The sequence below is a fragment of the Undibacterium sp. RuRC25W genome, assembly GCF_049339825.1.
In the GTDB taxonomy this organism is placed as follows: Bacteria; Pseudomonadota; Gammaproteobacteria; order Burkholderiales; family Burkholderiaceae_D; genus Undibacterium.
Genome location: NZ_JBMPPD010000020.1, coordinates 1 through 15040, shown reverse-complemented (window position 1 = coordinate 15040; position 15040 = coordinate 1). Strand labels below are relative to the sequence as shown.

Below are 15040 nucleotides of genomic sequence, written 5' to 3'. Positions count from 1 at the left end.
TCAGTTCTGCGCTTCAGCACTGAATTGCAACTGGTGCAAATGTGCATAGGTGCCATTCTTCTGCAGCAGCTCAGCATGTGTGCCCATCTCGCTGATCTCACCATCGGTCAACACGACAATCCGGTCAGCACGTTCAATCGTTGATAAACGGTGTGCAATAACCAAGGTTGTCCTACCTTGGATCAGCGTATCTAAGGCAGCCTGCACCGCACGCTCAGATTCAGAATCAAGTGCAGAAGTCGCCTCATCCAGAATCAGGATCGGTGCATTTTTATAGATCGCACGTGCAATCGCTAAACGTTGACGTTGACCACCGGATAAACGTGTACCGTTGTCTCCAATTTCTGTTTGCAATCCCAAAGGCAAATCTGCGATCACGTCTGACAGATGGGCGGCCGAGACAGCCGCGTCAATTCTTGCCTGATCAGGGTTGCTGTCACCGTAAGCAATGTTAGCGGCAATCGTGTCATCGAATAACACAACACTCTGCCCCACCATCGCAATCTGAGCGCGCAGACTGGAAATCGAGATATCTGCCAGATCACGCCCATCTAACTTAATCGCGCCAGCTGTCGGTGCGTAGAAGCGTGGGACGAGATTGACCAGAGAAGTTTTACCGCCGCCTGACATACCAACTAACGCAACGGTTTCACCGGCCTTGATACACAAATTAATACCTTTCAACGCTTTGAGTTCTTGGCGCTCATAAGTAAATTCCGTATTAACGAACTCCAGATCCCCTTTAGCACGCTCGGCAAATTCAAAGCCTCCGACCGGTTCTGCCGGCGTATCAATCAGATTAAAGACAGATTCTGAAGCGATCAAGCCACGTTGCAAAGGACCATTCAGATCGGATAGTCGTTTGAGCGGCGCCAGCAACAGTAACATCGCTGTCAGGTACGCAATAAAGTCACCAGGGGTGAAATGATCGCTATGAAATGGCAATATGTTGGGCCGCATCGCAACGATCACCACCAACGACACCGCTAACGCCGCCACCATTTGTGTAATTGGTGTAGTTGAGCCGGAGGCAACCGTCACACGCTGTGCATACCCGCGCAATTGCTCGCTTTTTTTATGAAAACGGTTGTATTCGTAGGCTTGCGCACCGAAAATCCGAATCACCTGGCTTGCGCGTGTCGCTTCTTCAACGACCTGTGTTAATTCGCTGTTGAGCTTCAACTGATTCTGATTCAGCAAACGCAGTCTTTTACCTGTCAGGCGAACCACATACGCCATCGAAGGCACGATCAATAATGCAACGATGGTCAGTTGCCAATTTTGATAAACCAGAAAAATGATCAAGGCAAACACGGTGATTGTGTCGCGGATCAGCGTATTGATCGACACCTTCACCATCTCCACGACCTGCTGCACTTCAGAAATAATGGTGTTGATCAGACGGCCACTGGATTCATATTGGTAGTAACTGATCGGCACATCCAGTGTGCGTTTAAACATATCCCCGCGCATATCGCTGAGTAACTTATTGCCAATCCACGACATATAGTATTGAGTACAAAAGGTACAAATACCACGCGCAAAGAAAATGCCGACAATACCCAGTGGCACCATCCAGACTGGCATTGTTTTATCTTCTGAAAATCCGTTGTCCGTTAATTTTTTCATTAACGCCGGAAAAATAGGTTCCGTCATTGCCGCACCGATCATTCCCAACAAGGCTAAACCAATGCGGTTTTTGTAGGGTTTAACAGCGCGCCACAAGCGGACGAAATAAGGATTAATAGTCATAAAAAATAGTTCTCTCGCTAAGAGTACACAATCGCCACTTTGTTTTGCGCCAACATCTTCACTAACTTCAGCTGCAATTCATCGTCCGGATTAACCCGCCATTGATCCGATAAATAAAGCTCTGCACTAGCGGTCTCATTTTTATAATTAATCAAGACCGGACAACCTTCAGAATTCAGATGTGGCTTAAGTATTTCTTGTAATTTTTTGGTGTCGGTTTTGTTATCGAGCGTCAATCGCAAGCCTTGTGAAAACTGCACGCGCGCGCGACCAATATCCATGACTTTTTCAGCAGAAATCCGCAAGCCGCCAGAGAATCTGTCTTCAGAGACTTTGCCTAATACCGCCAAGAATTCATCTTCTTTCAGCAGCGACTTAAACTCTTCCATCAACTCACTGTAGACCGTCACTTCAACCACCGCCGTACTATCGTCAAGCGTTACCACCATCAGTTTGCCGCGCTGCGTCATCTGTGTGCGAACACCCGTAATGATGCCGCAAATCAAACGTAAATCGCGTGAAGGCTCCACCTTCGCCAGCGTGGTTTTAATAAACTGACGAACCTCTGGTGCATAAGAGTCGAACAGATGACCCGAAAGATAAAACCCGAGGGCCAGTTTTTCTTCGGTCAGACGTTTCTTATCTGTCCAGAATGGTACTTCGATGTATTGTGGCGGCGGGATCAAATCATCGTCATCGCCAAACAAACTGACTTGATTCGCTGCTTTATCGGCCTGTTCTGCAGCTTCAATCGCCAAACTAACTGTCGCCAATAATACGGCTCGGTCTTTGCCAAGACAATCCATTGCGCCAGCGCGAATCAACGATTCAATGGTCCGCCGATTGACCTGGCGTTTGTCGACGCGCTTACAGAAATCGAATAGATCTTTAAATGGACCATCGGCAATACGTGATGCAACGATATTTTCAATGGCATTCTGACCCGAGCCTTTGACCGCGCCAAGACCATAGCGAATCTGACTCGATTTTTTACCTGGCTCACCAACTGGGACAAAGCGATAATCCGATTGATTAATGTCCGGTGGCAGTAATTTCAGCTTACAGATATCAATCGCATCTTCAACGAGGATTTTGACTTTATCTGTGTCGTCCATGGCCAGCGACATATTAGCTGCCATAAACGCGGCAGAATGGTGAGCTTTCAGATATGCGGTGTGATAAGACAGCAACGCATACGCCGCAGCATGGGATTTATTAAAACCATAGCCTGCGAATTTTTCCATCAAATCGAAAATTTCGTCAGCTTTTTGCTGCGACAAACCATCTTTGGCGGCACCATCGCGGAAGATCTGACGATGCTCGGCCATTTCCTCGGCTTTCTTTTTACCCATAGCACGACGCAATAAGTCAGCGCCACCCAATGAGTAACCACCAACCACCTGCGCCATCTGCATCACCTGCTCTTGATACACCATGATGCCGTAAGTTTCAGACAAAATGCCTTCAGTACGCGGATCGGGGTAATCAAACTTCTCACCGTGCTTACGCTTACAGAAATCAGGAATCAGATCCATTGGACCCGGACGATACAACGCCACCAGCGCAATAATGTCTTCAAAGCGATCAGGACGTGCATCTTTAAGCATACCCTGCATACCACGGCTTTCCAACTGGAACACGGCAACCGTTTTGGCTTTAGTCAGCAACTCATAAGAGGCTCTGTCATCGAGTGGCAATTTAGCCAGATCGAATTCTGCCATCGCAGGATCGAGCATTTTGATATAACGCACAGCACGATCGAGAATCGTCAGCGTCGTCAATCCCAAAAAGTCGAACTTCACCAGACCGACGGCTTCAACGTCGTCTTTGTCGTACTGTGAGACCACACCAGAATCACCGCCCTGCGTATACAGCGGACAGAAATCGGTCAACTTGCCCGGCGCAATCAACACACCACCAGCGTGCATACCGATGTTACGGGTAATACCTTCGACCTGTTGCGCCAGATCGAGCAGCGTTTTGACTTCTTCTTCATTTTCTTGACGTTCAGCCAGCAAAGGCTCTTCGACAATCGCTTCTGCAATCGTGACTTGCTTACCAGGTTTAAACGGAATTAGCTTGGAGACGCCATCACAGAACATGTAACCAAAGTCGAGCACACGACCAACGTCGCGGATCGCCCCTTTAGCAGCCATTGTTCCGAAGGTGGCAATCTGCGATACCGCGTCTTTGCCGTAGCGGTCTTTCACGTATTGAATAACGCGATCCCGCCCTTCCTGGCAAAAGTCAATATCAAAGTCGGGCATGGATACCCGCTCTGGGTTCAAGAAACGTTCGAACAGCAAGTTGTACTGCAACGGATCTAGATCGGTAATCAGTAAGGAGTACGCCACCAATGAACCCGCACCAGAACCACGACCAGGCCCGACCGGTACGCCGTTATTTTTTGCCCATTGAATAAAGTCAGCAACGATCAAGAAGTAACCCGGGAAACCCATTTTGATAATGGTATCGGTTTCAAACTTCAGCCGCGCCTCATAGCGCTCGCGCTCTTTTTCACGTTTATCAGGATTGGGGAAAAGGTGTTGCAGACGGAATTCCAGCCCGCGCTTTGCCTCATGTACCAGAAAATCGTTCAGCGTCATTCCATCCGGCGTTGGAAAGTCTGGTAATTTTGGCTTACCGAGTTCTAACGTCAGATTGCATCGCTTAGCAATTTCAACACTGTTTTGCAGAACGCCAGGCAGATCGGCAAACAAGGTGGCCATTTCTTCCTGGGTTTTGAAGCACTGCTGATCATTAAACCGACGTACGCGGCGACCATTCGCCAGCATATCGCCTTCAGAAATACACACCCGCGCTTCGTGAGCGGTGTAATCCTCTTTATTGATAAATTGTATAGGATGCGTTGCTACGACGGGCAATTTCAGCTTATTCGCCAAAACAACTGCCGCACGGACATGGTTTTCCATGTTAGCTTGCCCAGCGCGCTGGATTTCAATGTAAAAATGATCCGGGAAAATGCTATCCCAGCGTTGTGCGCAACGCTCAGCCAGATCGAGATTGCCATTATCAATGGCGATACCGACGTCCCCGAAATGCGCGCCAGATAAGGCGATCAAGCCACCACCGTCGCCGTCATCATAGATTTTTTTGAGCCATTCATAACGAATTTCTGCGCGTCCACGGTGCTGATTGGTCAGCCAGGCTTGCGCTAGTAATTCGCATAACTGGAGGTATCCTTTGCGATTTTTGACCAGCAACATCAGACGTGACGGCTTTTCACGGTCATCGTCGTTGGTGATCCAGGCATCGCAACCAGCGATAGGCTTAATACCCTTGCCGCGAGCGGACTTATAAAATTTCACCATCGCGAACAGATTTGCCAGATCGGTGATTGCCATTGCAGGTTGCTTATCTTTGACAGCCGCCTTGATCGCATCGTCGATGCGCACCAGACCATCCACGATCGAGTACTCCGAGTGAATGCGTAAGTGTACAAATTGTGGGTCGCGAGGTACTGCGGGAGTTGCAGCTACTGCTTGGTCTCCATTTATTGGAGAAATGCTTAGTTCTGTAGTCATCCCGCTATTCTACCGTGTCGGGAGAACGGTTTATAGGCTTTCAGTCATACAAATTCATCGTGGGATCAGGAGAGAATCCTCCCTCGCAATAAAATGCCTACATACTTAATAAAATAGACATAAACCATTTCATTTTAGTGGTTTTTTCACCAAAGCCGCCTCGAGTAATAGAAAAACTATCGATTTTCTTAACAGACACAATTATGCTTTGGCTAAATCTGATTTTTTGCGCCGCAGCATTTTTTACGCGGTCATTCGTCGGTTTGGTATTTTTCTTTTTTATATTATTCGTTAAAGCGTTAATTCAAATGCAAGGCCCTAACGGTAAGACCACATCAGGCAATATGGCATCATTTTTTTTGATTTCATGTTTAAAAAAATTGCCTTATTTGCAAAAAACAAATCCTTTGAAATGGGGTATGTTGCTGTGCGCATTACCATATACACAACTCGCATACGCTGAAACCAATAACGACGAATCTATTTTCCTCGACGATGTCCCTGTTGTATTGAGTGCATCCCGTCTGGTGCAACCGATTAATGAAGCCCCAGTGGCAGTCGCCGTCTTAGATCGGGAGACAATTCGCGATTCCGGCGCGTGGGACTTATCCGAGGTATTCCGTTTGGTTCCGGGGATGTTTGTTGCTTATCATGCCGACCCTAATTTTTACTCAGCCGACAGCACGGTTGCGTATCACGGCATGGTGACCAGTACCACTTCAGACCGTATGCAAGTGCTGATTGATGGCAGATCTGTGTATTCTGGGCTTTTCGGTGGCGTTAACTGGAGTGATCTGCCTATCGTACTCGACGATATCGAACGCATTGAAGTTGTTCGCGGCCCAGATTCGGCGAGTTATGGTGCTAACTCATTTTTAGCTGTCATCAGCATCATTACCCGACACCCGGCAGAAACCCAGGGTGCCTACGCCTCCATCAGCTATGGCACAAATCGTATGGAGAGTGTCTTTCGTTATGGCGGAAAAAGCGGAAATCTGACGTATCAACTTACAGCGAGTGAACGCAAAGACAGTGGTGAGGCAGACATTATTCACAACCCAGCATCACCCGATGTTTTCTGGACATTGAATAAGTACGACAATAAAAATATCCGGATTTTTAATGTCAGGGCAGCCTATCAAGCCAGTGCAAATGACGCGTTAGAATTCCAGCTTGGCTATAACGGTGGTCCCAGACAAGCCGGAGAATACGACAATTTTATTTCTATTAACCGCACATCAGACAATCATTTCGAAATGATTAACTGGCGTCATGCGCTTGATGGAAATGGCGAATTAGCAGTCAAAGCATTCCACACGGAAGAACACATTCATGGGCGCTTACTTGATTCCGATGGCATCAGCAATGGTGATGCCTCCTTTAAGCGCGATGATCTAGAGATTCAGCACACGTTTTCAAGCTCCCCGACGGCACGTGTCGTTTGGGGTGCCAGCGTCAGGCAAGACGTAACCTACGCGCCATACTACCTTGGCGTCGAAAACAATCAATACTTGTACGGTAATTTTTACTACCGTCTCGGACGTATATTTAGTAATCTGGAATGGCATATCCGTCCGGACTTATTGTTTAATGCCGGTGCAATGTTGGAGAACAATTCCTATACAGGTACAGAGTTCACGCCACGTCTCGCATTGAATTGGCATATCACACCAGACCATACAATAAGGATAGGGTATTCACGTGCGACACGCGCGCCTTCAGTGTATGAGAAAGTCTACGAACAATATTGGCGCTCGCCAAATGAATATCCCAATTTGCCGGAACTAAAAACAGAAAAAGCAAAAGCAACCGATATCGGCTACATAGGACGAGTAGGCAAAATCGATCTTGATTTTCGATTATTCTATGACGACTATACCAATCTGATTGACGTCAAAAACCATAATTCACCGAAAAGCGGCAACTTGAATGCTGGCAATGCCTTAATGCGTGGTTACGAATTACAAATGAAAGCGCCGCTCTCAGATAAAACCCATCTCGTCTACGGTCTGTCAGGAGGTGGGGTCAAAAGTGATAATGTGAATGGCGTCATTTATACTGACTCCCTCCCTGCTTACAACCATAATCTGATGATTACTCATCAATTTAATGAGCAATGGCGAGGTAGTCTCGTGGCTTATCAGATTTCACGGACAAAATTCAATGATACCGATTTTAATCTGGCCCAGGGGCGGGGTTATTACATTGAGGGAAATAAGCGTTTTGATGGTAAACTCTCACGCCACTTCATCATGTACGGACGTCCGACCGAAGTCGCTTTCATTATGCAAAACATTGCTAACGCACATTACTTTGAACTCCGCCATGACAATGAGGCTCCCGGTCGGTTAGTCAGGATTAACGTCAAGACGGAATTTTGAAGCATGAAATGGATGCTGATGATTCTTCGTAAGCAATCAGCCCCAATCAGGTTGCTGAAGTCCATCGTCTTCTTTGCATTTCTAGGGTTTGCTCCTAGTAGCTTTGCGGTTGATGGCGTCACTATTTTATTAAGTGAAGAAGGCGGCGCATATTCAGAATTCGCAATTAGCCTAGGCAATATCCTAACCCAATCCACCAACAATCGCCCTGCGGTCAAAATAATCGCGATCAACAAATTCACTAGCGATGATTTGCCACACACATCAAACAGCCAGATTATCATCGCAGTAGGTACGTCTGCCATGCTAGCGATGGCACAAAAATTACCAGCAATACCCGTGCTCAATGTACTAATTCCACAAAACAGCTTCATCAAAGCAATTAAACAAAGTAATCGTTTGCAAGATAGTCGCAGGTTTTCTGCCGTTTATGTCGATCAATCATGGGCACGACAGTTTGGTTTGATTCAGGTGACGATGTCGAGTCATCCGCGTGTTGGCGTATTGCTGGGTAGAGATGAGACAGAGTCTATTCCTGCTCTGCAAAGTGCGGCCAAAGAAGCAGATATTAGTCTTAACATTGAAACCGTATCAGATGATGCAGAACTATTGACCGCATTGCGTAAGTTACTCATGAGCAGCGATGCGATGATGGCTGTACCTGATCCAAAAATATATAACCGAAATAATATTTCAAGTATTTTGCTCACTAGTTATCGTCAACAGATCCCTTTATTTGGGTTTTCGGCGTCCTATGTCAAAGCGGGCGCACTTGCTGCGGTATATAGTCTACCTTCGCAAATCAGCCAGCAAGTTGCAGAGATTATCAATAACTTACCATCCAACGGCAACTTGCCTGCGCCACAACATCCGCGCTATTTTTCGGTCAATACCAACCAACAAGTCGCACGGTCGTTGGGCATCAATATCGCCTCCGATTCCGAGTTACAAAATAAACTCAAACATCTGACGGAGCGTGCCCAATGAAACAATGGCGCCTCTCGCACCGTATTTTAGCGCTGGCACTCGCCCCAGTGTGGATCATTACTATCTTGCTCACAGGGACTGTTGCGGCGGTTGGTACCACTCAAATTGATGGCGCACTCAAAGAGCGCGGTGCACTGATCGCCCGCCATCTGAGCAGCGCCTGCGAATATGGCGCATTTTCAGGGAACCGCGAAGTATTACAAGCCTTAACGCAAGCAACCTTAAAAGAAGAGGATGCCCAAGGTGTTGTCGTCACTGATGCTCTCAATAACGTGTTGGTAAGCAGTGGCAAACTCGATCACATTGAATCAAACTTCGCACAGTCAGCACTCAAAGGAAACGTGATTCATGGAGCGCATAGCAGCTTAATTTTTGCTACGCCCATCTATCAAGGTACTCCCGCCACTGACAATTTCGATCTCATCGATCACGGACAAAACGTATCTGCCAGCAAACCTAAATTACTAGGCTTTGCCTATTTAGAATTAAGTACGGTGTCAAGTCAGCACGCGAAGACCTTATTCGTCTTTATTTGCTTCTTGATTGGCGTTGCTGGCACCGCAGTTGCCTCTTTCTTTGCGTTCCGTATGAGCCGTGATTTAACACGTCCGTTATCACGTCTGATCGAGGGTGTTCATAATATGGCAAAAGGCGACTTCGACACCCGAATCAAAGCAAATTCCGGCGGTGAGTTGCAAGACCTCGAAGAAGGTTTTAATCTCATGGCAGCAGAAGTCGAAAACAGCCATAACAAAATGCTAGAGGTCAATACGAATCTGGAATACCTCATAGCAGCGCGGACACAAGAGCTTGAGCTCAAAAATCAGGATCTCGAATACTTGTCTAATACCGATAGGCTAACAGGATTATTCAATCGCTTAAAGTTAGAAACGATTCTCGAAGAAGAACACATGCGTAGCAAGCGCTATGGAAGCCAATTTTCTATCGCACTCATTGACGTAGATAAGTTCAAATCTATCAACGACACCTTCGGTCACTCTGCAGGAGATCAGGTGCTCGTCAGCATCGGTATTATCTTGCAAGAAAACATCCGCAGTAGTGACGCGGTTGGACGCTGGGGCGGGGAAGAGTTTTTAGTTATTTTCAGAGAAACCTCCGCTGAGGATGCATTAGTGATCTCAGAAAAATTACGTGAATCAATTGCTGTACATGAATTCCATCTCGTCGGGCACCGGACCGCAAGTTTTGGTGTAACCCACTATCGTCATCCAGATAGCATACTTGAGATCATGATCCGTGCAGATAATGCATTGTATGAAGCAAAAAACAAAGGTCGTAATTGCGTTGAATTTCAGGATCACTAGGCTCAGCGGTTTCAACCGTTGCAGCAAATTCAGCCAAACTAGCTCAATACCATCCTTTGCGGAACCACAGCGCTTACCGACCAACGCTAAAACTTAACGCAAAAAAACACATTTATTGCAATATCCTCAATATAAGCCTGTAATTTCAATCAATACCGACTTATCTCCCGATGAACGATGCCAGCATCTCCTCAGCAAATCGCTATCAAAACACAAACAAACATACTTTCTGTGCTTCGCTACGGTAAAATACTTGTTATACCTTCATAAAAGTACTAAGGCTGATTTTTGCATGCTTGCAGCGTTCGGTCTGCGTTATTAAGCAGACAAGAAAATATTCAATCAATGTATGCAAAGAAACCAAGCCTCCGTCTTATAAAAACCAATCTCAGTCTTACAAAAATTAATCAGCATACTCTATGAGCAACGACAAAAAGCCAGCCGCAGCAGCAACCGACGCCCCCGTTTCTAACTTTTTGCGCGCGATCATTGACAATGATCAGGCAGCTGGTACCTACCAACGCGACGGCATGCCGAGCGTCATCACACGCTTTCCACCAGAGCCAAACGGCTATCTGCACATTGGCCATGCTAAATCGATCTGCCTCAATTTTGGTCTGGCACGTGATTATGCAGGTCGTTGCCATCTGCGCTTTGATGATACCAACCCAGAAAAAGAAGATCAGGAATACGTTGACTCCATCATGGACAGCGTTAAATGGCTAGGGTTTGACTGGGCACAACCAGCGTCCAACGGCGGCGGCAACCATTTGTATTTTGCGAGTGATTACTTCGACCGTTTCTATGCCATTGCGGAATACCTGATCGAATCTGGTCACGCCTACGTCGACAGCCAATCTGCCGAAGACATGGCGGCGAACCGTGGTGACTTCTCTAAACCGGGCGTCAACTCACCGTTCAGAGATCGCGCACCAGCCGAGTCACTCGACTTGTTCCGCCGCATGAAAGCAGGCGAATTCAAAGACGGCGAACACATCGTACGCGCCAAGATCGACATGGCATCACCTAACATGAACATGCGTGACCCAGCGATCTACCGCATCCGTCACGCGCATCACCATCGCACGGGCGATGCCTGGTGCATCTACCCGATGTACGACTACGCACATCCGCTCGAAGACGCAATTGAAAACATCTCGCATTCGATTTGCACCTTAGAGTTCCAGGATCACCGTCCGTTCTACGACTGGATCATCGAACACGCGGCGCAAGGTGGTTTCGTTCAACGCCCGGTGCCACGTCAATATGAGTTCGCTCGTCTGAATCTGACCTATGTCGTCACCAGCAAACGTAAATTACGCAAACTGGTTGAAGACAATATCGTCAGCGGCTGGGATGACCCACGTATGCCAACCATCGTCGGTATCCGCCGCCGCGGCTACACACCAGAATCCATTCAGGCTTTCTGCGAACGTATTGGCGTCACCCGCTCTGATGGCTGGATCGACTACAGCACCTTAGAAGGCTGCCTGCGCGAAGACCTTGATCCTAAAGCACCACGTGCGACGGCGGTATTGCGTCCATTGAAGCTCATCATCGATAACTTCCCTGAAGGTGAAAATATTCAATGCACAGCGCCAGTTCACCCACATCACCCAGAACGCGGCAACCGCGAATTCACCATCGGCAAAGAACTGTGGATTGAGCAAGAAGACTTCATGGAAGAGCCAGTCAAAGGCTACTTCCGCCTCTTTCCAGGTAACAAAGTTCGCTTGCGTTACGGCTACGTGGTTGAGTGCACAGGCTGCGATAAAGATGAAAACGGTAACGTTATTGCCGTCCATTGCAACTACTTTGCCGACAGCAAATCCGGCACCGAAGGCAGCGCCAATTACAAAGTCAAAGGTAATATCCACTGGGTCAATGCCGCTGACGCGATTGAAGCCGAAGTACGCTTGTATGATCGCCTCTTCACCGATGCCAACCCAGATGCCGGCGGCAAAGATTTCATGACCTTGTTAAACCCAGCATCCTTAGAAACTATCCGCGCCTTTGTCGAACCGGGCGTCGCCAACGTCGCCGCTGACACCCGACTGCAATTCGAACGCCACGGCTACTTTGTTGCTGATCGTGTTGATAGCGTGCTCGGGAAGCCGGTGTTTAACCGGATTACGACGCTTAAAGATTCGTTTGGAAAGTAATCAAATAAAATAAAAAAACGGACCAATTGGTCCGTTTTTTTTTATCCTCCCAGTGCTTAAATTTACTTTACGCCATGTTGAATAACCACTTGTTCAAATTTAAGCAAATCACAAAATACGCTTGAACAAATTAAGCAACATATTTCAACTCAAAAGAAGTAAAAATTAGATAACATTGCTAATAAATGTTAAAATTTAATACGTTTTTTTATTACTATCGTTGTCAAAAAAAACAAAAAATTTTCAATTAATCAATTTAAAAACATCATTCTTAACGAAGGATTTTCGATGGCTTTTTCCAACGACAATGTGAGCGTTTATGCACGTTTCACTTTGCCTGCACTTGTGGCCTCTGTGAGCATTTTCAGCGGATGCGCAGTCCAAACTCCTGCGATAACTCAAAAAGAAGCTCCAACTTCTATTGCAGCACAAAAAAATGCGCAAGAGCTGAATGCCGCAACGAGCATTTCATCACCAATTTTGAAGCGAAAAATTGCGCTCGGCCGTATTACCAACGAAACTAGCTATGGCAAATCGCTTTTACGCGATCAACATGATGATCCCCTTGGTAAACAAGTAACAGACCTGCTCAGTAAGTCCTTAACTGAGTCTGGGAATTATTTAGTATTTGAGCGGCCTGATATCGGACGCCTTCAAGACGAGGGCAATCTGACAGGCAACAAGCTTAATCTGATTGGTGTGGATGCCTTAATTATCGGCTCACTTACTGAATTTGGACGAAAGACAATTGGCGAGAGCGGTTTTGCGTCCTCATCAAAACGTCAGGTGGCTTTTGCAAAAGTAGATCTGCGCGTGGTCGATAGCAAAACAGGACGTGTGTTCTTCGCGACTTCTGGTGCTGGTGAAACATCGACAGAAACGTCATCAACGTTTGGCTTCGGCTCTCACGCCGGTTATGACGGTACATTAAATGACGCTGCTATACGTCAGGCAATTACAAGTGCAGTTAGCAAACTAACGAGCGAAATGAACGCTCGTCCATGGCAAACTTTCATCCTCAAATACGACGCTAATCAAATATTTATCGGCGGCGGTAAGAGCCAAGGTATTCGCCCGGGTATGGTATTTGACGTGGAGACGCAAGGCGAAAAAATTAAGTCCCCACAAACTGGGGCTGAAATTACTCTTCCTGGTCAGATCGTTGCCCGTATTCGCGTCAACTCTAACTTTGGTGATGATGAGTTGAATGAAGGATCTACTGCAACATTGATCAACGGCACATTAGATCAACAAAAAATCGACCAACTAGTTGTACGTCAAGAAAGAAAAAACTGATGAATAAAAGAGTTTCTTTAGGGATGCTGCTTTCAGTAACATTGTTTGTTGGTGGGCTTAGCGGGTGCGTAAAAATGCCTACTGAGAAGCAAACGATTGTTGACCAACGTCCAAGTGTCTCATTCGAAATAAATAGCGAATCATTAAAAACTGCACAGTTCTTCGTAGATGGTCAAAATTTTGGCACAGTTGGCGAGTTTGTTGAAGGCGTTGCGACAGTTCGTATTTTGAGCGGCACGCATAATTTACGAGTAGTTTTCGGCGACAACATTCTACTGAATGAAAAATTTTACGTCGGTGATGGCGTGCATCGCAGTTTTATTATTAAGTGATAATCAAATGAAAAAATATTTCATCTTCGCAATGGCTCTCGCTTTAAGTGCCTGTGCAACAAAGAAACAAGATATGTACCAATGGGGTGGCTACGATGGATTGCTTTATGAAGCATATAAAGATCCAAATAAAGTAGAAGAATTTCGTATAAAACTTGAGAATCAAATTGCAGCATCCGAATCAGCAAAACAAAAAGTAGCACCTGGGCTTTACGCTGAAGTTGGCACAATCTACTTACAAAGTGGGGCGAAAGAATCCGCTGTCAAATACTATAAACTTGAACGCGATACATGGCCAGAGAGCAAAGCGCTCATGACTTCAATGATCGAAAATATCGAGCGTCGTCCAACCAAAGAAGAAATAAAAAAATGAAAAAATTAATCTTTATTCTGTGTGCTCTGGTTATGACTGGTTGTGCAACAACGAATGTAAGCAAAAAAGATTTCAGTGCATTCGAAACTGCTGCCCCTCGCTCGATCTTGATAGTCCCTACCGTGAACCATTCATTGGACGTTGATGCACCTAACTACGTTTTATCCACCTTACCAGTTCCGTTGGCAGAAAAAGGCTACTATGTTTTCCCAGTCAATACGACCAAGGTTGTACTGGAGCAGGAAGGGCTCTACGAGGGCGATCTGGTACAGCGGCAAAAACCAGAAGTGCTGGCTAAGTTATTCGGCGCAGATGCTATTTTGTACGTCACGATCAATCGATGGGATGCTCAATACGCCGTGATCGTTACGACCGTGACTGTAGACTTCGACTATCGCATGGTAAGTAAAGAAGGGGTAGAAATTTTTAAGGAAAATAAAAAATTACAATATTCTCCGCAAAATAACGCATCGGGCAGCCCACTCGCGCAATTAATTTCCGCAGCAATTAATGCTGCTGTTGCAAGAGCAAAACCTAACTATATGCCATTAACGCGCATGGCAAATAACGATGTATTCGTTACGGGAAAAAATCCTATCCCAGACGGTCCGTACAAAGCCATCTCAAACAAATAAATAAATAAGTAACGACAAAAAAAACTGCCACTATACGTGGCAGTTTTCATTTGTTCTTGATAAAATATTTAGCGATGAAACATGATAACAATACCGAAAAACAATATCAATAATTCTATTATTCGAGGCGAATTCTAGGATGAAGTGCAATTTATGAACGGTACCGGTTAATGAGGGCAAGATGCGATAGCATTTGTGCCTTTTTGACCGGCCAGTCGAAATTGCATAATGAACTACACACATCTCACCCAA

At 46.2% G+C, this 15040-nt stretch carries 10 protein-coding genes; 8 read left to right on the top strand and 2 right to left on the bottom strand.

Annotated features, from left to right (window positions below; genetic code table 11):
- Positions 1-1752, bottom strand: coding sequence for a lipid A export permease/ATP-binding protein MsbA (gene msbA, locus ACO0KV_RS10635; RefSeq protein WP_423042505.1), 1752 nt, complete (start codon positions 1750-1752; stop codon positions 1-3).
- Between the two features lie 17 nt (positions 1753-1769).
- A complete protein-coding gene (gene dnaE, locus ACO0KV_RS10630) occupies positions 1770-5297 on the bottom strand; it encodes a DNA polymerase III subunit alpha (RefSeq protein ID WP_423042504.1) in 3528 nt (1175 codons plus the stop codon).
- Positions 5298-5641: 344 nt separating this feature from the next.
- Here dnaE and ACO0KV_RS10625 point away from each other — a divergent pair, with 344 nt between their 5' ends.
- From ACO0KV_RS10625 to ACO0KV_RS10590, 8 genes are all read left to right on the top strand, one after another.
- Entirely contained in the window at positions 5642-7678 is a 2037-nt protein-coding gene (locus ACO0KV_RS10625) for a TonB-dependent receptor plug domain-containing protein (RefSeq protein ID WP_423042503.1), read from the top strand.
- A 3-nt stretch (positions 7679-7681) separates the two neighbouring features.
- The gene (locus ACO0KV_RS10620; protein ID WP_423042502.1) at positions 7682-8665 is read left to right on the top strand and encodes an ABC transporter substrate-binding protein; all 984 of its coding nucleotides are present in this window, start codon (positions 7682-7684) and stop codon (positions 8663-8665) included.
- The gene (locus ACO0KV_RS10615) at positions 8662-9990 is read left to right on the top strand and encodes a diguanylate cyclase (protein WP_423042501.1); all 1329 of its coding nucleotides are present in this window, start codon (positions 8662-8664) and stop codon (positions 9988-9990) included. Before ACO0KV_RS10620 ends, ACO0KV_RS10615 begins: the two co-directional genes overlap by 4 nt.
- 419 nt (positions 9991-10409) lie before the next feature.
- Positions 10410-12152, top strand: coding sequence for a glutamine--tRNA ligase/YqeY domain fusion protein (locus ACO0KV_RS10610; RefSeq protein WP_423042500.1), 1743 nt, complete (start codon positions 10410-10412; stop codon positions 12150-12152).
- 288 nt (positions 12153-12440) lie between these two features.
- Positions 12441-13448: a CsgG/HfaB family protein gene (locus ACO0KV_RS10605; RefSeq protein WP_423042499.1), complete on the top strand. Its 1008-nt coding sequence runs from the start codon at positions 12441-12443 to the stop codon at positions 13446-13448.
- Positions 13448-13780, top strand: coding sequence for a hypothetical protein (locus tag ACO0KV_RS10600; protein ID WP_423042498.1), 333 nt, complete (start codon positions 13448-13450; stop codon positions 13778-13780). The genes ACO0KV_RS10605 and ACO0KV_RS10600 overlap by 1 nt, the downstream gene beginning before the upstream one ends.
- 7 nt (positions 13781-13787) lie before the next feature.
- The gene (locus ACO0KV_RS10595; protein WP_423042497.1) at positions 13788-14153 is read left to right on the top strand and encodes a DUF4810 domain-containing protein; all 366 of its coding nucleotides are present in this window, start codon (positions 13788-13790) and stop codon (positions 14151-14153) included.
- On the top strand, positions 14150-14788 hold the full coding sequence (locus tag ACO0KV_RS10590) for a DUF799 domain-containing protein (RefSeq protein ID WP_423042496.1): 639 nt from the start codon (positions 14150-14152) through the stop codon (positions 14786-14788). The genes ACO0KV_RS10595 and ACO0KV_RS10590 overlap by 4 nt, the downstream gene beginning before the upstream one ends.
- The last annotated feature ends 252 nt before the right edge of the window (positions 14789-15040 follow it).